The organism is Brucella sp. MAB-22 (assembly GCF_025908475.1).
Taxonomy (GTDB): Bacteria; Pseudomonadota; Alphaproteobacteria; order Rhizobiales; family Rhizobiaceae; genus Brucella; species Brucella anthropi.
In genome coordinates this window covers 219,532-241,600 of the sequence record NZ_CP109782.1, presented here as the reverse complement: position 1 = coordinate 241,600, position 22,069 = coordinate 219,532, and the positions used below count along the sequence as shown (strand labels likewise).

Genomic DNA, 22,069 nt, shown 5'->3' with positions numbered 1-22,069 from the left:
CCGCCGGTTTTTGCATCCACTCACATTGCTATCAGGCCAGCGTATAGGCTGTCTTGACCGTCGTGTAGAACTCGGCGGCATAGCGGCCCTGCTCGCGCGGACCGTAGCTCGAACCCTTGCGCCCGCCGAATGGCACGTGGAAATCGACACCGGCGGTCGGCAGATTGACCATCACCATGCCCGCTTCCGAATTGCGTTTGAAATGCGTGGCGTATTTCAGGCTCGTCGTGCAGATGCCAGACGACAGGCCGAAGCTCGTATCGTTGGCGGTAGCAAGCGCTTCTTCATAATTCTTGACGCGGATGACCGAAGCGACCGGGCCAAAGATTTCCTCGCGGCTGATCCGCATCTGGTTGGTGGCTTCAGTGAAAAGCGCAGGCTGGAGGTAGAAGCCCGGCGTTTCGCGGTTCAGACGTTCGCCGCCAAAAGCAAGCTTTGCGCCTTCCTTGCGGCCGATCTCGATATAATCCATGTCCTGCTGAAGCTGGCTTTCATCAACAACCGGGCCGATATGCGTGCCCTGCTTCAGGGCATTGTCGACCACAACGCTTTTCAGCTTTTCGATTGCAGCAGCGACAAACTTGTCATGGATACCTTCCGTCACGATGATACGCGACGACGCCGTGCAGCGCTGGCCGGTCGAGAAGAAGGACGAATTGACCACGGACTCGACAGCGACATCGAGATCGGCGTCATCCAGGACGACAACCGGGTTCTTACCGCCCATTTCGAGCTGGAAGCGGCGGTTGTGCTCGATGGATGCCGCCGCAACGCGCTTGCCCGTACCGGTCGAGCCGGTGAAGGTGACGGCCTGAACGTCCGCACTGTCCAGAATGGTCTGACCGACAACCGAACCCTTGCCCATGACGAGATTGAGAACGCCCTTTGGCAATCCCGCACGGTGCAGGATATCGACAATCGCCCACGAGCAGCCCGGCACGAGATCAGCCGGTTTGAACACAATCGTGTTGCCGTAGCAAAGTGCCGGCGCAATCTTCCAGGCCGGAATCGCGATCGGGAAATTCCATGGGGTAATGATGCCCACGACACCGATCGGCTCACGGGTGATTTCCACACCGATACCCGGACGTGCAGAAGGCAGAACTTCGCCAGCCAAACGCAGGGCTTCGCCTGCGAAGAAATCAAAAATCTGGCTGGCGCGAATGGTTTCGCCGATGCCTTCAGCCAGCGTCTTGCCTTCTTCGCGCGACAGGAGACGGCCAAGCTCGTCCTTGCGCGCCAGAATTTCATCGGCAGTTTTGCGCAGGATGGCGTGGCGTTCCAGAATGCCGGAACGCGACCAGGCCGGGAAAGCGGCTTTCGCGGCGGCAATGGCTGCCTTGGTGTCTTCGGCAGTTGCCCGCGCATAGGTCCCAACGACATCATTCGTATCCGAAGGATTGATGTTGGCGATCCCGTCACCGCCGACCCATTCGCCCGCGATCAGATTTTGATGGACTGTCATGAACTCTCCCTGTGCGCCGCACGGCTCTGATATATCTCAGGACGACCCTTCACCCATGAGCGGCAGAATTGCAAGGCCGGAGCCGTCCTGTAACGGAAAAAGTGAAAATATCCGTTCAGCAAAGGGCTGAAAGCTGGATCAGCACTCCTTAAAACAAGGCTTGCAAATTTGTCACAGTCAAATGGTTGGATAGAAAATTCGTCATTTTGCGCCTTGGCAAAAATTTTTGCTCATTTATTGTGCACCCATCTGCAACACTGGCAAGAGGTATGAGATGCGTGTCTATTACCCATTCCCCATGGTGCCCAGTGTTTGCGCGGGCGCTTCCAAGCTTTAAGTCTTTGGCCCGCATTGCAGGCTGAGGCCTGAACGCCCTCCCTAAAAGGGCAGATTCCAAAACTTCCAAATTTGCCGCAGCCCTCACCGGCTGCTTGTTTTGTCTTCTTTAAAGGAACCAGAATCCGTTTAAACACGGCCTGGTATTATAGATATGACTCGGTTTCGCATAGATTTCCGGGGACCTGCCTTCCGCAATGTCCTCGGCTACACTTTCGGCCATTGGCGAAGTCAGCCCTTGCGGCTGACGCTGATGATAATCGGCATGCTGCTTGCAACAGCCGCAGATGTTCTGACACCACTCTATTCCGGTCGGTTGGTCGACGCATTGTCGCTTGGCGGCGACAGTGGATGGGATGCTGCCATCCACGCCCTGATCGTCCTGCTTGCGCTGGGTGCGCTGGCGCTGATTACGCGTCAGTTGACCTTCTATGTCATCACGGACTTCACCTTGAAGATCATGAGCGATATGGCAGCAAGCTCGTTCCGTAAGCTGCAGCGGTTTTCGACAGACTGGCACGCCAATGCCTTTGCCGGATCGACGGTGCGTAAGGTATCGCGCGCCATGTGGGCGCTCGACCTGCTCAACGATACGCTGATCGTGGCACTGTTGCCGTCAATCCTGATGCTGGTTGGTTCGGTGGTACTTCTATCGTGGTACTGGCCGCTGATGGGGTTGCTGGTTGCAATCGGTTCGGTGCTGTTCATCGTCTGCACGATCGTGATTTCGCTTGGCTTTGTTGCGCCTGCGGCAACGCTTGCCAATAGCTGGGACACGCGCATGGGCGGCGCTTTGGCCGATGCCATTTCGTGCAACGCCGTTGTCAAGGCATTTGGCGCGGAAAGCCGTGAAGATGCGCGTCTTGCAAAGGTCGTTTCCAAGTGGCGCGGTCGCACACGCCGCACATGGCTGATCGGTACGCTGAATGGCTTCATTCAGGGCGCGAACCTGCTGGTGATGCGCGGCGTGGTCATCGCCTTTGCGCTCTATCTGTGGAGCCAGGGCAAGGCAACGGCGGGTGATATCACCTTCGTCCTGACAGCCTTCTTCATGCTGCAAGGTTATCTGCGCGATGTAGGAATGCATATCCGCAACCTGCAGCGTTCTGTCAACGACATGGAAGAACTGGTCGACATCGAGGCACAGCCTTACGGCATTGCCGACAAGCCAGGTGCACCGGCGATCAAGATTGGAAATGGCGAGATCACCTTCGATCACGTCACTTTCCACTATGGCAACCACGAAGCAGCCCTCTATCGCGACTTTTCAGTCAAGATCGAGGCAGGCGAGCGGGTTGGTCTGGTCGGTCATTCGGGCTCGGGCAAGACGACATTCGTCAAGCTGATCCAGCGTCTCTACGATGTCAGTGGCGGCGCCATCAAGATTGACGGACAGAACATTGCCGAAGTCACACAGGCATCGCTCAGATCGCAGATCGCCATCGTGCAGCAGGAGCCAATCCTGTTTCACCGGACGCTGGCCGAGAACATCGCCTATGCCCGCCCCGGTGCGACACAGCCGGAAATCGAAGAGGCTGCACGCCTCGCAAGCGCGCATGACTTCATCAGCCGCCTGCCGAAAGGCTATGCAACGCTTGTCGGTGAACGGGGTGTGAAGCTTTCGGGCGGCGAGCGTCAGCGTGTGGCGATTGCCCGTGCCTTTCTGGCAGATGCACCAGTCCTTATTCTGGATGAGGCCACATCGAGCCTCGATTCAGAATCGGAAGTGCTGATCCAGCAGGCAATGGAACGGCTGATGGTCGGTCGTACGACGCTTGTCATTGCGCACCGGCTTTCGACGGTTCGTGCGCTTGACCGGTTGCTGGTTTTCGACAAGGGCAAGATCCTTGAAGAAGGCGATCATGATGCGCTTATCCGCAAGCCGGGCGGTATCTATCGTCGCCTGTTCGAGCGGCAGGCGCTGGAACTGACCAAGGGACTGGAAGACGTCTTTTCGTAATCCAATCCGCTATAATGCCATGGACAGGGCCGGATTAGTTCCGGCCCCGTTTTCATTTTAGAGCATTCCCTGCTCTGATTGAATCATTAGAAATGCTCTATCTGTTTGTTTTCAGGCATGTCTTTATCCCGAAACCGGTTCCCGCTTTCGGGAGACATGCTCCATTCATCATCCATTCAGATCACGGTGCGTATCACTCGCGGCCCAAGCGTGCCTTGACATTTCCATGACAGAAATGTGACAGGCTTTTTGTAGAAATGCGGGAGTTAGCGAGTAAAACATGCCGGGTGTGATGGAAAATACCGCTGCGCGTCGCTGGAGCGATGCCGCGATTTTCGGGCCTGCCCGTGTTGCCTGGCCGCTGCGCCTCGCCGCAATTGCGCTCGCTTCCATTGTACTTTCAACGCTGCTGGTTTTCGCTGTCGAATGGATCGTGCGCGGCTCGTTCACCGACACCATGCAGTTCTTCCGCACACCGCATAAGCCTGCATGGACGACCGTTGCGCTCTTCGTCGTGGTCCTGACAGCAAGCGACGCTATTTTCGGACGCATTCACTATGGCTTCTTTGTTGTTGGCCCGCTGGCACTGATTGCGGCCACAACTGCACGCGAAAAGAGCCTTTATCTCGGTGACCCGCTTTATCCGAGCGATTTTCTCTATGCCCGCCAGATCGTCGATCTTCTGCCGCTTCTGGTGCGTGACCGCCCGTGGAGTGCGGTCGGCATAACCCTGCTTCTCATCGCTTCGGCAGCGGTGATGATCACCGTGACGCTGTTCTGGTGGCGGCGCTTTGATCCGATCCCATGGAAGGGCCGGATGCTGCGTATTGCCTTCGCGCTGCCCTTGCTCGCCTGGTTCGCAGTGATTTCCGACTATGCCAGTTTTTCGCTGGCGCGCGACCGTCTGCGCATCCTGCCGATCATGTGGGACCAGAAGGAAAACTACGCCCATAACGGCTTTACCATGGCCTTCATCCTGAATGTGCCAATGGCTACCGTCTTCGCTCCGGAAGGCTATTCTTCCGAAGCAATTGCCGCCATCGAACCGCCGGCGCAGTTGATCCCTGCTGCATTCGATACCAGCAAGCCTGACGTCATTATGGTGATGAGCGAATCCTTCTGGGATCCGACCCGCCTTCCGGGCGTGGCTTTCAGCGCCGACCCGATTCCGACAGTCCGGGCGGAACAATCCGGCCATGTCTTCTCGCCAGAATTCGGTGGCATGACTGCCAATGTCGAGTTCGAGGCTCTGACCGGTTTTTCCAAAGCCTTCCTGCCCTCCGGCAGTATCCCTTATCAGCAATATATCCGTCGCCCGCTTCCCTCGCTTGCAAGCTTTTTCAAGGATCAGGGTTATGCGACGCGCGCCATCCACCCCTATCGCCAATGGTTCTGGAACCGCGGCCCCGTCTATGAAAGCATGGGCTTTGACAAGTTCATGTCAGAAGAAAACATGCCACCGCTGGAAAAGCGCGGCTCATTGGCCTCCGACGCTGCTTTGACCGACGAAATCATCCGCGAAGCAGATTCCATGGATGCCCCGTTCTTCTTCTTTGCCGTCTCGCTTCAGGGACATGGCCCCTACGAAGCCAATCGTTACCCGGATTCCAAACTTGAGGTGCAGACTGACGCCAGCGAGCATACGCGCCAGTCGATCCGTTCCTATTCGCAAGGCGCCATGGATGCCGATGCGAGCCTTGCACGGTTGATGGAGTGGGCGTCGAAGCGCGACCGCGAAACCATTCTCGTCTTCTTCGGTGACCATCTGCCACCACTCGGCCCCGTCTATGTCGAGACAGGGTTCATGGCAAACCGGGTCGCCAGCCGCACAGCGCCTGCCGCCGATATGATGCTGCAACACGAAACACCGCTTGTTCTCTGGTCGAATAAACGTGGCGCCGAGCGGGGAACCGGTACGATCAGCCCTGCCTTCCTGCCCCTGCACATTCTGGATATGGCAGGGATGCAGCATCCCTATTACACAGGCTTCCTGCGTCAGTTGCATGAGCGCTACCAGGTCGTTGACAATCATGCGGTTTTCGACCGCTCGGAGAAAGTCGAGGAAGGCTGGCAACAGAGGCCGCCATTTCCTCCTCTCCTGCGTGACTATCAGATGCTGCAATATGACATGATCTTCGGCAGCAATTTCGCCCGCGAGCGGTTCTTCCCCTCGCGTCCAGCACAGAGCTAGACAGGCCTATACCGGCGCTTTTCCCGATGACTGGCGGATGATGAGTTTATACTCAATCCGCCGGGAGGCCGACAGGTGACCGGTTTCGATCTGGTTGAGAAGCATGTCCGCCGCATCGCGGGTCATCTCGAAAATCGGCTGGCGGACGGTGGTGATCTGCGGCGAAACCATGCTGGCAATCGCGCTGTCATCGAAGCCAACCACCGTTAGCTGATCAGGTATCGCAATGTTGCGGTCATAGGCGACCTGCATGACGGCGGCGGCCATATCGTCGTTTGACGCAAACACTGCGGTGGGTGGTTCCTCAAGCGAAAGCAGCTTCTTTCCGGCGGCGAGACCGCTCGCAAAACTGAAGCCACCCTGCACCTCATAATCGGGATTGCGCTTGATCCCTGCCTTTTCCAGTGCGCGGCGATAGCCTGCGAGGCGCAGCTCTGCCGAGCGATGGGTTGGATCGCCAATGACGATCGCAATCCGGCGATGACCGAGTTTCAGAAGATACTCCATCAGATCGACGCCAGCCGCTTCGTCATCGATCGTGACGCTATCGGTCGGGTGAACATTCGCGTCGCCTGCGACACGGGCAAATGGCATTGCGGAAGCCGTCAGTTCGGCCAGAATTTCAGGATCGTCCGACATGGGGGGCGTCACGATGATGCCGTCGAGACCGGAAGCGTGGGCTGTTTCGATCAGCGCACCACGGATGTCTTCGCGATTTTCGACGGGGAAGATCAGCAGCCGGTATCGCGTGTCGCGCAGCCGCTCCAGTGCGCCCATCTGCAGTTCGGTGACATAGCTGGCGCTGGGGTTCTCGAAGAAAAGTCCGATCAGGTGAGAACGCCGTTCAACAAGGTTGCGTGCTGCAGCATTGGGACGGTAACGGAGCTCACCCCCCGCCTGTCTGACTTTTTCGCGAATGGCTTCGCGCACATTCGGTTCGTCATTGTAGACGCGTGAAACTGTCTTGATCGACACACCGGCAAGGCGTGCCACATCATGAATGGTTGCTCGTTTTCCTGCTGCGGCCATGTTGGATCGTCTCCCTCCCTCTCCGATCTAACTAACCGCTTCGCCACAAAACGAAAAGAGAAATCAGGGAACCGAACAGACCCGCGAACGCGTCAGAAACCGAACTTCGCGCCCATTGTCGAGGGAGAACATGCCTCCGCGCCCCGGAACGACATCGATGATGAGTTCGGTATGCTTCCAGACCTCATATTGCGGGCCGCTGATATAGACCGGAGCGTCACCGATTTCGCCCAGTTTTACATCCGTATCGCCGACAATAAATTCTCCTTGCGGATAGCACATCGGTGATGACCCGTCACAACAACCGCCCGACTGGTGGAACATGATCGGCCCATATTCGGCCTGCAATTCACGGATGAGGTCAAGCGCTGCCGCCGTGGCGCTAACCTGACCTCTGCCCTCATGCGGGATTTTCTCCTCCACATTCTCCTCCCAAGAAAATGAGCGGGCGCTCATAGGATGCCCGCTTCGATTATATGTTGTAGCACACATCTTGTCCGAAAGCCGTTTCACACTTTTCGGGATGCGCTGCTCTAGCGTCTGGACATTACTGAGTCAGGTCCACGACTACGCGACCTTCAATATTGCCTTGGCGCATATCATCGAAGATGGAATTGATATCTTCGAGCTTTTCGGTTCGGATAGTGGCGCGCACCTTGCCATCACCGGCAAAATCCAGCGACTCCTGCAGATCGAGCCGCGTACCGACGATTGAGCCGCGCACGGTGACGCCGTTCAGCACCATGTTGAATATTGAAAGCGGGAAATCGCCCGGCGGCAATCCGTTCAGCGATACAGTCCCACCACGCGATACCATGCCCAAGGCCTGTTCGAAGGCAATCGGCGAAACCGCCGTAACCAGCACGCCTTGCGCGCCGCCATCGGTTTCCTTTTTGATATAGGCCGCCGGATCGTTATGCGTCTTGGCATTGACGGTAACCGTCGCGCCAAGCTTCCGCGCGAGATCAAGCTTTCTGTCGTCGATGTCGACAGCGGCAACGTTAAGCCCCATTGCCTTGGCATATTGCACCGCCATATGGCCGAGACCACCGACACCGGAGATCACAACCCAGTCACCGGGCTTGGTGTCGGTTACCTTGAGGCCCTTGTAAACCGTAACACCCGCACAGAGAACCGGCGCGATTTCGTTAAAATCGATATTCTTCGGCAAATGTCCAACAAAATTCGGGTCGGCCACGACATATTCGGCAAAGCCGCCATTGACCGAATAGCCTGTATTAAGCTGTTCCTCGCAGAGCGTTTCCCATCCGCCCAGGCAATGACGGCAGTGGCCACATGCGGTATAAAGCCATGGAACGCCGACGCGGTCGCCTTCCTTAACGTGTTTGACACCGCTACCGACAGCCGAAACATAACCGACGCCTTCATGCCCCGGAATGAATGGCGGGTTGGGCTTTACCGGCCAGTCGCCTTCGGCTGCATGCAGATCGGTATGGCAAACGCCGGACGCATGGATGGCAACCTGTATCTGTCCCGGTCCGGGCTCGGGTATTGGCACTTCGTCGATTGTCAGTGGCTTTCCGAATGCGCGCACCACAGCGGCTTTCATTGTCTTTGCCATGAAGTTTCTCCTTCGTTGTCGAACTGAGCTGGCTTCCTGGGGGAGGGAAGAAATGAATGTCGAAAACTGAATGCTTTCCGGAGGCACTAGAAGAAGGTCGCCCGGGCGTTTCCGCCCAGGCCCCCTTGGGAGGGGTATTGAAAACCGTTATGCTCGACGCAATACTGGCATGAGGAACGGTTCCATCCCTTGATTGAGCGCAATACGAAGATGTTTTCTCCGTATTGCAGTTCCGGGGTCAGCTTCGGCTGGAGCGGCTTCGTTCAAAACGGAGTCTTTGAAACCGCTCTAGCCTTTTGTTTTATGCATGTCTTGATCCCAAAACCGGTTCCCACTTTTGGGAGACATGCTCTAGAAGAAACCCAGTTTCTTCGGGCTGTAGCTCACCAGCATATTCTTGGTGTTCTGATAGTGGTCCAGCATTTTCAGATGGTTTTCGCGACCGATACCCGATTGCTTGTAACCGCCAAATGCTGCATGCGCCGGATAGGCATGGTAGCAATTGGTCCACACACGACCGGCCTGAATGGCACGTCCGAAGCGATAGGCACGCGTGCCATCACGCGTCCATATACCGGCGCCCAGACCGTAAAGCGTATCGTTGGCAATCGACAGCGCCTCCGCATCGTCCTTGAAGGTAGCAACAGACACGACCGGCCCGAAGATTTCCTCCTGGAAAACACGCATCTTGTTGGTGCCCTTGAATACGGTCGGCTTGACGTAATAACCGCCAGCCAGATCGCCCGGCAGAATATTGCGCTCGCCACCTGCCAGCACTTCAGCACCTTCTTGGCGGCCAATATCGAGATAGCTCAGGATTTTTTCCAGCTGCTCACTGGAAGCCTGTGCACCGATCATCGTGGCAGGATCGAGGGGATCGCCCTGCACGATTGCATTCACGCGCTTGAGCGCCTTTTCCATGAACTTGTCGTAAATCGATTCATGGATGAGCGCGCGACTTGGGCACGTGCAGACTTCGCCCTGATTGAGTGCGAACATCACAAAGCCTTCGATGGCCTTGTCGAGGAAATCGTCGTCTTCCGCTGCGACATCCTTGAAGAAGATGTTCGGCGACTTGCCGCCGAGTTCCAGTGTAACCGGGATAAGGTTCTGGCTGGCATATTGCATGATCAATCGACCCGTCGTCGTTTCGCCGGTGAAGGCGATCTTGGCGATACGCGGGCTCGACGCGAGCGGTTTGCCTGCCTCAAGACCAAAACCATTGACGACATTGATCACACCGGGGGGCAAAAGATCGCCGATCAAATCCATGAGCACGAGGATCGATGCCGGTGTCTGTTCAGCCGGTTTCAGTACGACGCAGTTGCCCGCCGCAAGGGCCGGAGCGAGCTTCCACGTCGCCATGAGAAGCGGGAAATTCCACGGAATGATCTGACCGACAACACCGAGTGGTTCATGGAAATGATAAGCGACCGTGTCGTGGTCGATTTCGGAAATGCTGCCTTCCTGGGCGCGGATCACACCGGCGAAATAGCGGAAATGGTCGATGGCCAGAGGAAGATCGGCAGCGGTAGTTTCGCGGATTGGCTTGCCGTTGTCCCAGGTTTCGGCGGCAGCGAGCGCAGGCAGGTTTTCCTCAATCCGGTCAGCAATGCGATTGAGGATGAGCGCGCGTTCAGCCGCGCTCGTCTTGCCCCAGGCATCCTTGGCGGCATGCGCTGCATCAAGAGCCGCTTCGACATCGGCGGCATCCGAGCGGGCTACTTCGCAAAGCACCTGACCATTGACCGGCGAAGTGTTTTCGAAATAGCGACCCGATTTGGGCTCGACCCATTTGCCCCCGATGAAGTTTCCGTAGCGTTTTGCGAAAGCCGGCTTCACGGTCCGGCTGAATTCAACCTTGTTCATGACATTCCTCCCAAAACCACGCTGCTCCTACAGCGTTTCATGAGTGAGGATCGCGCGGCAGCACGAAAGAGTCATCCCGCGCATTCAAGCTCGCAAGGTTATGTGTCGCAATATTGAGACAGTTGCGCCCGCTTATTGGTGATTAGTGCGGACGAATGATCTTCAGGCGGTTGAGCTTGCGATGAAGCGTGGCGCGACTGATGCCCAAAAGGCCAGCTGCGGCCGAAATATTCCCTTCTGCACGCGCAAGAGCGCGCAGAATAACGCTGCGCTCTGACTCTGCCATATCTTCACGAGGGTCAGCATGCCAGCCGAGAAGATCGGCTGCAGGCAACGGAACTGCAATAGCGGCATCGTCAAGCCCCATTGCCAGACGCGCCGCACGTGTAGCGCCGATGACCAGATCATCCTTGTCGACCGCGATCAGTGCTCCGCCGGTTCTGTCGGGGCTTGGCGCCAGCATGATACGAGCCTCGGGAAAAGCCTGACGGAAATTTTCAGCCTCGATGCGCCGTGCAGCATCGATCACAGCGACAGATATAAGCTGCGCAAAAGCCTCCGTCAGATCGGCGCGGCACGAGGAAACATCAAGCGCTGCCATCAAACGCCCTTGATGATCATGGATCGGGGCGACCGTACAGGAAAGCCCGATATTACGGGTATGAAAATGCTGGTCGCGATGAATTGTCAGCGGGCGCTGTTCAACAATGCAGGTGCCGATCCCGTTCGTGCCTTCGCTCTGTTCGCTCCAGACAGCACCGGTCCAAAGCCCCCAGCGATAGAATGTATCATCATCGCCCGGCGCACCACGACGTTCAACGGGAACGCCCTCGCTGTCAGCCAGAAGCACGCAACAACTCACACCACCGACGGCCAGATAAAGGCGATCCATACTGGCTTGCGCTATGCTGACAAGACGTTCGATACGTTGATGAGCGGTTCTGAATTCACCATCGGAAAGGGTGCGCACAGACCCCAGTTCGGCAGGATCAAGCCCGTGCAGTTCCGACGAGCGTCGCCATGAGGCGACCAGAGCAGATCGCGCTGCCCCTCCCGCTGTCATGATCGCGGATTGAATCAGATCGGCATGTGTTCGGTCTTGCGGTGTGCCCATCTTTTCCTCCCAGGAAGGCTGGAACCCGCTGTCTGGGAGGATAATGACCGCTCAAAACACAACTGGCAAGTGCGGCTACAGATTGAGAGGGCTTAGGCGACGCGAGCAGGCTTCAGATATTCCTCAAGCGAGGAAACATCCGCCGCATTCAGGCGAAGACCAAGTTTCGTACGCCGCCACAAAATATCCTCGGCGCTCACCGCCCATTCATTCTCAAGCAGATACCGCACTTCGGCTTCATAAAGATCGGCACCGAAATGCTGTCCAAGGTCGGCAAGTGAAGTGGCTTCCCCAAGCAGAACACGAATACGCGTTCCATATTGCCGGAACAGGCGCCGCGCATGAGCAGGCGTCAGGAAAGGATATGCAACTTTCACCTTCTGCAGCTCACGCTCGAACTCGACATCCACGAAATCGCCACCTGGTAACGGAGCAGCATGGGTCCACGGCGCACCTTTTTGTCCCAGCCTATGCTCGATCTTCTCCAGCATATGTTCGGCAAGTCGCCGCGCAGTGGTCAGCTTGCCGCCAAAAACGTTGATCAGAGGTGCAAGCCCATCGGGTGCATCTTCTTTCAGGACATAATCGCGCGTTGCTTCCTGTGCCTTGCTTGCACCGTCATCATAAAGCGGGCGCACACCGGAATAGGTCCAGACGATATCCGCGCGTCTGACCGGCTCCTTGAAATATTCGCTGGCTGCCGCGCAGAGATAGTCGGTCTCACCATCGGTGATCGCAACCTTGGCCGGGTCCCCCTGATAGTCCTGATCGGTTGTGCCAATCAGGGTGAACTCATCCTCGTAGGGGATGGCGAATATGATACGCCCGTCATTGTTCTGGAAGAAATAGGAACGGGGATCGGAGAACTTCTTGCGCACCACAATATGGCTGCCCTGAACAAGCCGGACATTGTGAAGCTGTCGATCTCCTTCGACACCCTGCAGAACCTTGTCGGCCCAGGGACCAGCAGCATTGACCAGCAGACGAGCCCGAACTTCCTCGCGCTCATGTGTACCGGTATCTTCGAGCGTGATGGTCCAGTATTCCCTGTCACGGCGCGCCGCCACGACCTTGGTTCGGGTTTGGATTATCGCTCCGCGATCCGCTGCATCACGGGCAGTTAAGGCAACGAAACGCGCGTCATCCACCCAACAGTCCGAATATTCGAATGCCTTGGCAAAAAGCGGTTTCAAGGGCTGCGCAGCCGGGTCGGAGCGCATATCAAGCGTACGCGTGGCGGGGAGCTTTTTACGCCCGCCCAGATGGTCGTAGAGGAACAGCCCGAGCCTCAACAGCCATGCAGGGCGCATTCCGCCCTTATGATAAGGCAGCACAAAGCGCATCGGATGAATGATGTGCGGTGCATTGGCCCACAACACCTCGCGCTCCATCAGCGCCTCGCGCACCAGACGAAATTCATAGTGCTCCAGATAGCGCAAACCACCATGAATGAGTTTAGTTGCCCGCGATGAGGTGCCACTTGCCAGATCGTTCATCTCGGCAAGGCCAACTGAAAATCCCCGACCAACCGCATCACGTGCGATACCGCAGCCGTTGATGCCACCGCCGATTACAAAAATATCAAATAGTTTCTCTTGCGCCATGGCGAACCCCGAAGACCACTCTCCGAAAACCAAAGCGAATATAAATCATTTCATACGAAAGCAAATCGAAAATAAACGAAACTATGCTTGTTTTTCTGCCGCCCGGCTTTCTCCAAGGGTTTCAATCAGCTCTACCTCACTTTCGTGGCACAGCTCCCGCAACTGGTTCGACGGACAATGGTCGGTAATGAAGGTATTGATCTGCGATATGTGGCCGATACGCACCGGAGCTGTCCGCTCCAGCTTTGTGGCGTCAGTCACAAGGATTACGTGCCGGGCATTGGCGATGATGGCCTGCGCCACCTTCACTTCGCGGAAATCGAAATCGAGCAAAGCACCGTCTTCGTCCATAGCCGAAGCGCCGATGATTGCGTAATCGACCTTGAACTGGCGGATGAAATCAACGGCGGCCTCGCCAACAATCCCTCCATCAGACGGGCGCACGACGCCACCTGCCACCACCACCTCTATAGAGGGGTGAACACGCAACGTATTGGCAACATTGATATTATTGGTGATGACCATCAGATTGTTGTGGTCGACCAGCGCTTGACTGACGGCTTCGGTTGTGGTGCCGATATTGATGAACAAGGAAGCACCGTCCGGAATGATTTCTGCGGCAGCGCGCCCGATCGATTCCTTTTCATGCGCGGCGATGCGGCGTCGTGCTTCATACTCCATGTTCTCGACGCCGGATGGATAGAGCGCACCCCCATGGATGCGGCGCAACATCCGGGCGCGGCAAAGATCATTCAAATCCTTGCGGACCGTCTGCGGCGTCACCTCGAAAGCCGCAGCCAGATCATCCACCAGAACCTGCCCTTGCTTGCGAGCGAGCTCAAGAATTGCATTGTGACGGGGAGTGAGCTGCATTTTTATCCCGGATCTGGCATTATTCTGATTACGTTCGGGTAATTTCGCGTTTTTTCAATAGAAAGCAACCATTTCAGTTCGAATGGCTTCGAATAGCATTCGCTTTTCAGCAATTTTCGATATTTGTCGCTTTCGCTCAATGGCCAACAAAAACAGCATAAATTCAAGTATAAACATTCGTTTACATTTCAAACGAAACGCATATTTCGCCGATCAATGTCTAAAGCTCGACCGCCCCTTCGAACGGCCCGATGCAACTCTCATAAACCTAATCGCTAATAGAGAATCCAATATCTATATTCACTGAAAATCGAACAGTTGTATTCTTTCAGTTATCTCTTGCACACGAAAGACTGAAGCAAAGCAAGAGTTACCGGTATGGTAAAAACTTCGCATAGCGCATTTATCCCGGTTCGATGTAACTAAAAAACAAAACCATCGAGCCGTTTAATGATGTTGTTTAGCTTTGGTCGAAGAATGTGGGGAATGAGTAGCGTTATAGCGTAGCAGATCGAACATGTAATCGGGCTCTGGAAGGCTGGTATTTCAGGGGAGACTGGACTGAGAGCCCAACAAAAGAACATCCATCCTTATTATGGAGGAGCGGATCACCAGTTCGCCCCTCCATATTTTGTGGGCAACAGGCGCTGAGCCAGACCAACGAAAATCGAAATAGTCAGTCGAAATCGAACTTCTCGCCGTACATTCTGTGCAGTTTGCACGCTACTTCCGTGCGGTTCGCGGCACCGATCTTCTTCATGATGTTATGCACGTGTGCCTTTACCGTGCCTTCGCTCATACCGAGTTCGAACGCGATGATCTTGTTCGATTTGCCAATTCGGATGGCATGGACGACCTCGATCTCTCGTGCTGTGAGCAACTCACCCAGAACATCGTCGTCGATATCGGTCGGCGCGGTTTGGAAAACCATGGAGGCCGGAACATACATACCGCCAGCGGTGGCAAGATGGATGGCTTCAACACAGACTTTGATATCGACTGAAGTGGGAATGTAGCCACGAGCACCGATTTCCATGGCGCGCACAACCTGGGACCACTCCTCGCGTTCGGCGAGAAAAACGACCGGAACCGGACGCCAGAGTTCGATCACAGCCTGCAACTTCTCCGAAAAAAACGGATCGGCCAAACGCTTCGAACCAATATTGATCAGAACAACAGCAATATCGTCCGTTGGATCTGCGAGTTCAACCGCCGCTTGTGTTTCCACGGGAAGCTTGAGTCCGTTCAGCACAAGCCCGTTATAAAGGCACTGCCGCTCAAGATTGCTCTTGCATACGAGCAACAAACGCCGACCACGTGCTGCCTCAATGCTTGCGGCGTTTCCCCTGTCGCCCATGCTTTCCGAAGCAGCCCAAAGGCTATCCCCTCTTGTTTCCAACATGTGATACTCCCGGCGCTACTCAAGTTGCTCTATGTTTATGCATCCAACTATTACTTTCGTCAGAGACGAGTGATTTCCGGTGCTTGTCTGGATAGACCTGTAGCCTTGACTGGGGTAAATATTGCTATCGGGAAATAATCGTGTCATTAACTTATGTTAGCAATGCAGAAAATTTATGACCGTCCATAAGAACGACTTGGAGAGAGGTAGGATATAGCCTCTATATCTTTCGTTTAGTTGGTTTTCGATTTTACTGAATTCGTCAGCGCAAAGGGGGCAATTGCGCGTTCCAAAGCTCAGGGGCACTCAGACTTCCAACTGAAATGTTCAACTGGTTGTTTATTCGATTTCCGCGCAAAACCGCCATGCGGTATGGTGGAAGTGCTTTAAATTGCATATCGATTTGATTGAATCGAACGAGCGCCCTAACTGTTCATGTTAACGCGCATCTTTTCCGAAAGGCTGTTTCACAAATTTCGGGATACGCTCTAGTGGGTTAGAAATGCATAGTGGCAAGCAGATCACAGACCCATCGATTGAAGCGCTTATTGGTTTATTGGAGGCACCTCCAATTCTTGCCAAGCTGGAAGCGCGGGAAACAGATGCGCTTTCTTCTCTCACTGTTATCGAAAACGATTATGCGGCCGATGCCACCATCATTGAACAGGGGGCACGTGTCAGAAGCATCCATCTCGTGCGGTCCGGTTGGGGGTGCGTATATCGCGATCTTTCAAGCGGCGAGCGGCAGATCATCGACTTTCCCATGCGAAGCGATTTTCTCGGACTCCGAACCGCCGATGGCTACAGCTACAACACAATCGCGGCAATTACGCCTATGTCGGCTTTCGAGATTCCGCTTGCCTCACTTGAAGCTTCTATCGAACGCGCGCCACGTCTCAGTCTGATCCTTATCGAACTTCTGGCGCGGCAGCGGTCGATGTTGATCGAACATCTCACCAATATCGGATGCCGCGCGGCGTTCGTCCGAACTGCGCATCTGTTTCTGGAGCTTTCCGACCGCGTGAAATCGTGCGGAATGGGCGATCCGAATTCGTTCTACTGCCCGCTGACGCAATATCAGCTTGCCGATGCTCTTGGGCTGACACCGATACATCTCAATCGGATGCTGCGTGACCTGCGCGAGGAAGGGCTGATCCTGTTTCGCTCAAACCGAGTGGAGATACTGGATCGCAAACGCGTGGTCGCCCTCGCCCAATATGATGGGGAGTTCATGCGCATGTCGGTTTTCGGGAAAACGGACTAAGTGAGCGCAACAACGTTCAATCATGACCCATTGAGGATGATAGAAGGCCCGAAAACGGGCCTCCTTTTTATGTCAGGACGTGACTGCCGTAAGCAGCGACTGCCAACCAGTCTCTTGACCCGGTTCTCCCGGATTTATCGAGATCATGACACCGGTTTTGAGGCGTCGTCGCAGCATGTCGTTTTCATCCGGTACAATCCGAATTACACCTCCATCGCTAAGTGCCTGAAGGCGAGCACGAGATAATTTAAGCTCAGCTGCAAGCAGACGATCAAGGCGAATGCTGACCGGCAGGGCAATTTGCAATTCGATCTCGATTGCCTTGCAGCTGGCAGCCCCACACACGATACGTTTAGCAACATCGTACTCCGGGAACTCATCGACGCGCTGCGATTTCCGTTTCAGTGCCTGCATATTAAACGCCTCGACCCAAATCCATTGCGGATCGTTGGAATGAAGTGCCTCCAGTATCCTGGGATTGATCTCGCGGATATTCTGTCGTTCGAAGATCGTCCGGTTCCATGTCTTGTCGCATGTCAGGCATTTATAGATCAGCCACGCATCAAGCTTGCGACCGTTGGCATTCAACCGAACCTTTCCACTTGATTGAAAAGGCTTCAGCTTGCCGCATCCGCTGCACGCGATCCAAGGCTGGGGGGCAATATTCGGTGTGATCATCCACCGCACCCGAAGAGTATCGCTCATAATATCTCGGTCTTCCATTTTGGAAGTTCACCAAGATGGCGAATGAGGTGCCCAATCCGGGCGCGGCATGGCGATATTTCAAGGGGCTGAAGAGCAGAGACAGCGCAAGCTGTTCCGGCACATTTGACAATGCCAAACCGGTCTCTAGCCGCCACCCAATGAACAAGTTCACACGCCCGACAGCTCTCTGCTGTCAGGTCGCGTAGGTGAAACTGGGTTGAGACCGGTATTAGTTAGGCAAAGTCTACCTCAATGCGCCAATGCTCTTCGAAAAGGCACTTACCACAGTATCCGTTTAGGAGGTAGCCAATACTGATGTTCTGAAGGAAAAAAGCATCGCCTGACACACGAGCAATTGCCCATCATCGGCGATGATATACTCTGTCTGATACTAAAAATCGGATGAAAGAGGAGCCTTCGCTCTCAGGAAAATGGTCGGAGTGAGAGGATTCGAACCTCCGACCCCCTCGTCCCGAACGAGGTGCGCTACCAGGCTGCGCTACACTCCGTGACCACGTGGTCTTGACCATTGAGGCGGCTTATAACGCCCCCAATTTCAAGCTGCAAGAGCATCCTGTCGTTTTTTTAATGCCTAACCCCAAAAGTTGGAAATGGTTTCAGACGAGTTGCATATGAGAGCAGGACGGCGCTATCCGTTTGCTTCCAAAATCTATTAAAGCATAGCAAAAACAGGCTTCGTACCACCGCCAAAAGCCACGAAATTGGGGTTTGCAAAACCCGCAACACCTTCATTGGCGCGTTGACCATAAGAGAGCGGCGTTCCCTCGAAAGTCGTGGTGAGGCCACCAGCGGCGCGTAACACGGCATCGCCCGCCGCCGTATCCCATTCCATCGTCGGGCCGAAACGTGGATAAATATCGGCCTCTCCACTGGCAATCAGGCAGAATTTCAGCGACGAACCGATGGAAACACAGCTGTTGATCCTGTTGTCGTTCAGGAACTTTTCCGTTTCCGGGTTCTTGTGTGACCGGCTGCAGACGGCCACCCGCTCTGACCCGTGAACACGCGCCGCTATCCCGCGCCTTGTTCCGATTGCATGATCTTTGGTCGTCGTTATTTCTTCAGCACCATTGCTGTTGCCAATAAACAAGCGATTGCGAACTGGTGCATAAACAATGCCGAGAACCGGAGCGCCGTCCTCGATCAGGCCGATATTCACCGTGAAGTCGCCGTTTCGCAGCAGAAACTCACGGGTGCCATCGAGAGGATCGACCAATAAAAATCGCCGCCCCAAATGTGAAGGCAAACGTCCCGCTGCCACTTCTTCTTCAGCCACAACCGGAATATCCGGAACAACGGAAGCGAGTGCCGCAAGAATGATGGCTTCCGCGTCACGATCTGCTTCCGTGACCGGGGAAGAATCTTTCTTGCTCTGAACCGCGCAACCATTGGCATAGTGCTTCATGATAACGCGCCCCGCCTCAAGTGCAGCTTCCTGCAGGACGGCCAGTATTGCTTCGTCGTTCGGATCGGCTTTCGGGGAGGCTGAAATCTTCATTGCTCAGATTGACCAGGAATCGCTGCCATAACTGCCGATGATACCACGTTCGGCAAGATACTTTTCTACTTCTGCGACGAGTTCGTCAACGTCACGACCTGTCGTGCTAAGGCGTAATTCCGGTGAAACTGGCGCCTCATACGGAGAATCGATCCCGGTGAAAGCCTTGATCTCGCCACGCAAAGCCTGCGCATAGAGTCCCTTCGGGTCACGCGCAATGCATTCCTCAATCGGTGTATCCACGAATATCTCGACAAACTCACCTTCAGGCAGGCGAGCGCGAATACGATCACGCTCAGCTTGAAATGGCGAGATGAAGGAAACCAGCACAACCAGCCCCGCATCGGTCATCAACCGGGCGACTTCGCCGACACGGCGGATATTCTCCGCCCTATCCTCATCGGAGAAGCCCAGATCGCTGTTGAGGCCATGACGGACATTATCACCGTCCAGCAGGTAGGTGTGCTTGCCAAGCGCGTGGAGCCGCTGTTCGAGCCGGTTTGCGATGGTGGATTTGCCGGAGCCTGACAGCCCCGTAAACCAGAGCACAGCCGGTTTCTGGAATTTCTGCGCTGCGCGTGTCTGCTTGTCGAGGTCGAAGGACTGCAGATGCACATTCGTCGCCTGACGAAGAGCACTATCGATCATCCCAGCGCCCACAGTCGCGTTGGTAAGCCGGTCGATCAAGACGAACGCGCCGGTTACACGATTATCCGCGTAAGGATCGAACGCAATCTGATCCACCGTCTGGAGATGGCAAAGTCCAATTTCGTTGAGGTCGAGGCGGGATGCTTCCTGACGGGTGAAACTGTCAATATCGGTTCTGTATACGATCTCGTTGATCGTTACCGGCGTCTGATCGGTCTCGGTACGCAGGATATAGGAACGGCCGGGATGCAATGCCTCCTCGCCGAACCAGACTATATTGGCTGAAAGCCGATCAGCAACTTCGGGCCGGGCCTCCGTCCCGACCAGCATATTGCCGCGCGAAACCTCGATCTCGTCCTCCAGCACCAGTGTGACAGCCTGTCCTTCGGAAGCACGTGGCAGATCACCGTCATAGGTGGCGATGCGTTTTACGCGGGAGGTTTTGCCTGATTTGGCAACCACCACGGCATCACCAGCGCTGATCGAACCGGATGCCACAGTGCCGGAGAAGCCGCGAAAATCGAGATTGGGCCGGTTCACATATTGCACCGGAAAACGAAACGGCTTGGCCGTTGCCTCCGTGTCGATGCGCACGGTCTCCAGATGTTCGAGCAGATGCGGCCCTTCATACCAGTCCATGCGTGGCGACGGCAGGGTGACATTGTCGCCGAAACGCGCCGAAAGCGGGATCGGCTGGATGCTGACAAAGCCTAATTCATTGGCGAAACTCATATAATCGGCAACGATGCGCTCGAAAGCCTCTTGCGAAAAATCGACCAGATCGATCTTGTTCACGGCCAGAACGATGTGACGAATACCAAGTGCAGCGGCAATAAAGGAATGGCGTCGTGTCTGGGTCAGTACACCCTGACGAGCATCGATGAGCACGATAGCAAGATCGGCTGTCGAGGCACCAGTCGCCATGTTGCGCGTATATTGCGCATGACCGGGTGTATCAGCGACAATGAATTTGCGACGTGGTGTCGAAAAGAAGCGATAGGCGACATCAATGGTGATGCCCTGTTCCCGCTCCGCCTCCAGACCGTCAACCAGCAATGCGAAATCGAAGTCGTCATCCGTGGTACCGAACTTGCGGCTATCGTTCTTCAACGATGCGAGCTGGTCCTCGAAGATCAGTTTCGTGTCATAGAGCAGGCGTCCGATGAGCGTTGACTTGCCGTCATCCACCGATCCGCAAGTAAGGAAGCGCAAGAGTGTCTTACGCTCCTGATCGGCCAGGAAGTCGCTGACTGCAGCATTGGTCGCAACAGGCTTGATTATCGCATTCATCAGAAATAGCCCTCGCGCTTCTTTTTTTCCATCGATCCGGCTTCGTCACGGTCAATGGCGCGGCCCTGCCGCTCGGATGTACGGGCAATCAGCATTTCTTCGACAATATCGGAGAGGTCAGCCGCACTGGATTCAATAGCGCCGGTCAACGGATAGCAGCCAAGCGTGCGGAACCGCACCAGTCGGTTTTCCACCGTTTCGCCCGGACGCAACTTCATGCGGTCGTCGTCGAGCATGATCAGCATGCCGTCACGTTCGACCACCGGACGATGCGCTGCAAAATAAAGCGGGACGATGGGGATATTCTCCTGCAGGATATATTGCCAGATATCGAGCTCAGTCCAGTTCGACAGCGGAAAGACGCGGATCGACTCCCCTGCGGAAACCCGCGTATTGTAGATCTTCCACATTTCCGGACGCTGGTTCTTGGGGTCCCAACCATGCTGCGCGTTACGGAAGGAAAAGATGCGCTCCTTGGCGCGCGATTTCTCCTCGTCGCGACGGGCGCCACCAAAAGCAGCATCGAACTTGTACTTGTCGAGCGCTTGCCGCAAGGCGACCGTCTTCATCACATGAGTGTGGACATTCGATCCATGGCTAAAGGGGCCAACCCCCTCGCGCACACCATCCTCATTGATATGCACGAGCAGCTCAAAACCCTTTTCACGCGCCTGCGCATCGCGAAACTCAATCATCTCCCGAAACTTCCATGTCGTATCAACATGCAGAAAGGGAAAAGGCGGCGGAGCGGGATAGAATGCCTTCATCGCCAGATGCAGCATCACCGACGAATCCTTACCGACCGAATAAAGCATTACCGGGTTGGAAAAACTTGCCGCAACCTCGCGAAAAATATGGATAGCTTCCGCCTCAAGGCGCTGAAGATGCGTCAGGTTCTTGGTCAGGGATGCATGATGCACGACTACTTACTCCCGGCAACCGGATGGGGACTCGATACTGGCGGGAGGGATGGCGAATGCCTTCATCCGGCGCAGGTGTGGCAAAAGCCACGATGCGCGCATTGTCGTGAAATGATGCGGAAAAGTGAAAGAAACCTATCGCGTATTGCAACTCGCTTGCGCGAAAAACTTACCGTATTTGCGCGCGGGGCCGGAACAAACTTGCGCGCGCTGGGAAAAGCCGCTTTTTGGCCAAGTCACGGAAAATCATACAATTTTTGTGATATTTAACGGGGTTATGCTCTGAAGCTGCCCGTTA

At 55.2% G+C, this 22,069-nt stretch carries 16 protein-coding genes and 1 tRNA gene; 3 read left to right on the top strand and 14 right to left on the bottom strand.

The features are described 5' to 3' along the window. Positions 1–31: 31 nt before the first annotated feature. Positions 32–1,465, bottom strand: coding sequence for an aldehyde dehydrogenase family protein (locus tag OHI65_RS10645; protein ID WP_010658048.1), 1,434 nt, complete (start codon positions 1,463–1,465; stop codon positions 32–34). 490 nt (positions 1,466–1,955) lie between these two features. On the opposite strand from OHI65_RS10645, the gene OHI65_RS10640 reads away from it, so the two are divergent. Next, entirely contained in the window at positions 1,956–3,761 is a 1,806-nt protein-coding gene (locus tag OHI65_RS10640; protein WP_264358824.1) for an ABC transporter ATP-binding protein, read from the top strand. 280 nt (positions 3,762–4,041) lie between these two features. Then, entirely contained in the window at positions 4,042–5,952 is a 1,911-nt protein-coding gene (locus OHI65_RS10635) for an LTA synthase family protein (RefSeq protein ID WP_413541925.1), read from the top strand. 6 nt (positions 5,953–5,958) lie between these two features. Here OHI65_RS10635 and OHI65_RS10630 read toward each other — a convergent pair whose 3' ends face one another. The 8 genes from OHI65_RS10630 to OHI65_RS10595 form a co-directional block, all read right to left on the bottom strand. Then, positions 5,959–6,981 carry a LacI family DNA-binding transcriptional regulator gene (locus OHI65_RS10630; protein WP_264358822.1) on the bottom strand — a complete coding sequence of 341 codons (1,023 nt, stop codon included), beginning with the start codon at positions 6,979–6,981 and terminating at the stop codon, positions 5,959–5,961. A 63-nt stretch (positions 6,982–7,044) separates the two neighbouring features. Continuing rightward, entirely contained in the window at positions 7,045–7,404 is a 360-nt protein-coding gene (locus OHI65_RS10625) for a DUF779 domain-containing protein (RefSeq protein ID WP_373418734.1), read from the bottom strand. 124 nt (positions 7,405–7,528) lie between these two features. Then, positions 7,529–8,563 carry an alcohol dehydrogenase AdhP gene (gene adhP, locus OHI65_RS10620; protein ID WP_010658043.1) on the bottom strand — a complete coding sequence of 345 codons (1,035 nt, stop codon included), beginning with the start codon at positions 8,561–8,563 and terminating at the stop codon, positions 7,529–7,531. A gap of 351 nt (positions 8,564–8,914) precedes the next feature. Then, positions 8,915–10,432 (bottom strand): aldehyde dehydrogenase, encoded by a 1,518-nt coding sequence (adh, locus tag OHI65_RS10615; RefSeq protein ID WP_040128982.1) that lies wholly within the window; start codon positions 10,430–10,432, stop codon positions 8,915–8,917. Between the two features lie 142 nt (positions 10,433–10,574). Beyond that, entirely contained in the window at positions 10,575–11,546 is a 972-nt protein-coding gene (locus OHI65_RS10610) for a GAF domain-containing protein (RefSeq protein WP_264358821.1), read from the bottom strand. 92 nt (positions 11,547–11,638) lie between these two features. Then, positions 11,639–13,150: a glycerol-3-phosphate dehydrogenase gene (glpD, locus tag OHI65_RS10605; RefSeq protein ID WP_264358820.1), complete on the bottom strand. Its 1,512-nt coding sequence runs from the start codon at positions 13,148–13,150 to the stop codon at positions 11,639–11,641. Positions 13,151–13,231: 81 nt separating this feature from the next. Continuing rightward, entirely contained in the window at positions 13,232–14,023 is a 792-nt protein-coding gene (locus OHI65_RS10600) for a DeoR/GlpR family DNA-binding transcription regulator (RefSeq protein ID WP_010658039.1), read from the bottom strand. Positions 14,024–14,699: 676 nt separating this feature from the next. Beyond that, entirely contained in the window at positions 14,700–15,425 is a 726-nt protein-coding gene (locus OHI65_RS10595) for a response regulator transcription factor (RefSeq protein ID WP_010658038.1), read from the bottom strand. Positions 15,426–15,927: 502 nt separating this feature from the next. Here OHI65_RS10595 and OHI65_RS10590 point away from each other — a divergent pair. After that, entirely contained in the window at positions 15,928–16,689 is a 762-nt protein-coding gene (locus OHI65_RS10590) for a Crp/Fnr family transcriptional regulator (RefSeq protein WP_011982456.1), read from the top strand. Positions 16,690–16,761: 72 nt separating this feature from the next. Here the strand turns inward: OHI65_RS10590 and OHI65_RS10585 are convergent, their stop codons facing one another. The 5 genes from OHI65_RS10585 to cysD form a co-directional block, all read right to left on the bottom strand. Beyond that, positions 16,762–17,394: a DUF1062 domain-containing protein gene (locus tag OHI65_RS10585; protein ID WP_040128988.1), complete on the bottom strand. Its 633-nt coding sequence runs from the start codon at positions 17,392–17,394 to the stop codon at positions 16,762–16,764. 432 nt (positions 17,395–17,826) lie between these two features. Continuing rightward, positions 17,827–17,903 (bottom strand) — tRNA-Pro (locus OHI65_RS10580). 164 nt (positions 17,904–18,067) lie between these two features. Further along, positions 18,068–18,913 (bottom strand): 3'(2'),5'-bisphosphate nucleotidase CysQ, encoded by an 846-nt coding sequence (cysQ, locus tag OHI65_RS10575; RefSeq protein WP_125300563.1) that lies wholly within the window; start codon positions 18,911–18,913, stop codon positions 18,068–18,070. 3 nt (positions 18,914–18,916) lie between these two features. Further along, complete coding sequence (gene cysN / locus OHI65_RS10570) at positions 18,917–20,851, bottom strand: sulfate adenylyltransferase subunit CysN (RefSeq protein WP_264358819.1); 1,935 nt, start codon at positions 20,849–20,851, stop codon at positions 18,917–18,919. Next, a complete protein-coding gene (gene cysD, locus OHI65_RS10565; protein WP_071633182.1) occupies positions 20,851–21,771 on the bottom strand; it encodes a sulfate adenylyltransferase subunit CysD in 921 nt (306 codons plus the stop codon). The genes cysN and cysD overlap by 1 nt, the downstream gene beginning before the upstream one ends. Between the last annotated feature and the right edge of the window lie 298 nt (positions 21,772–22,069).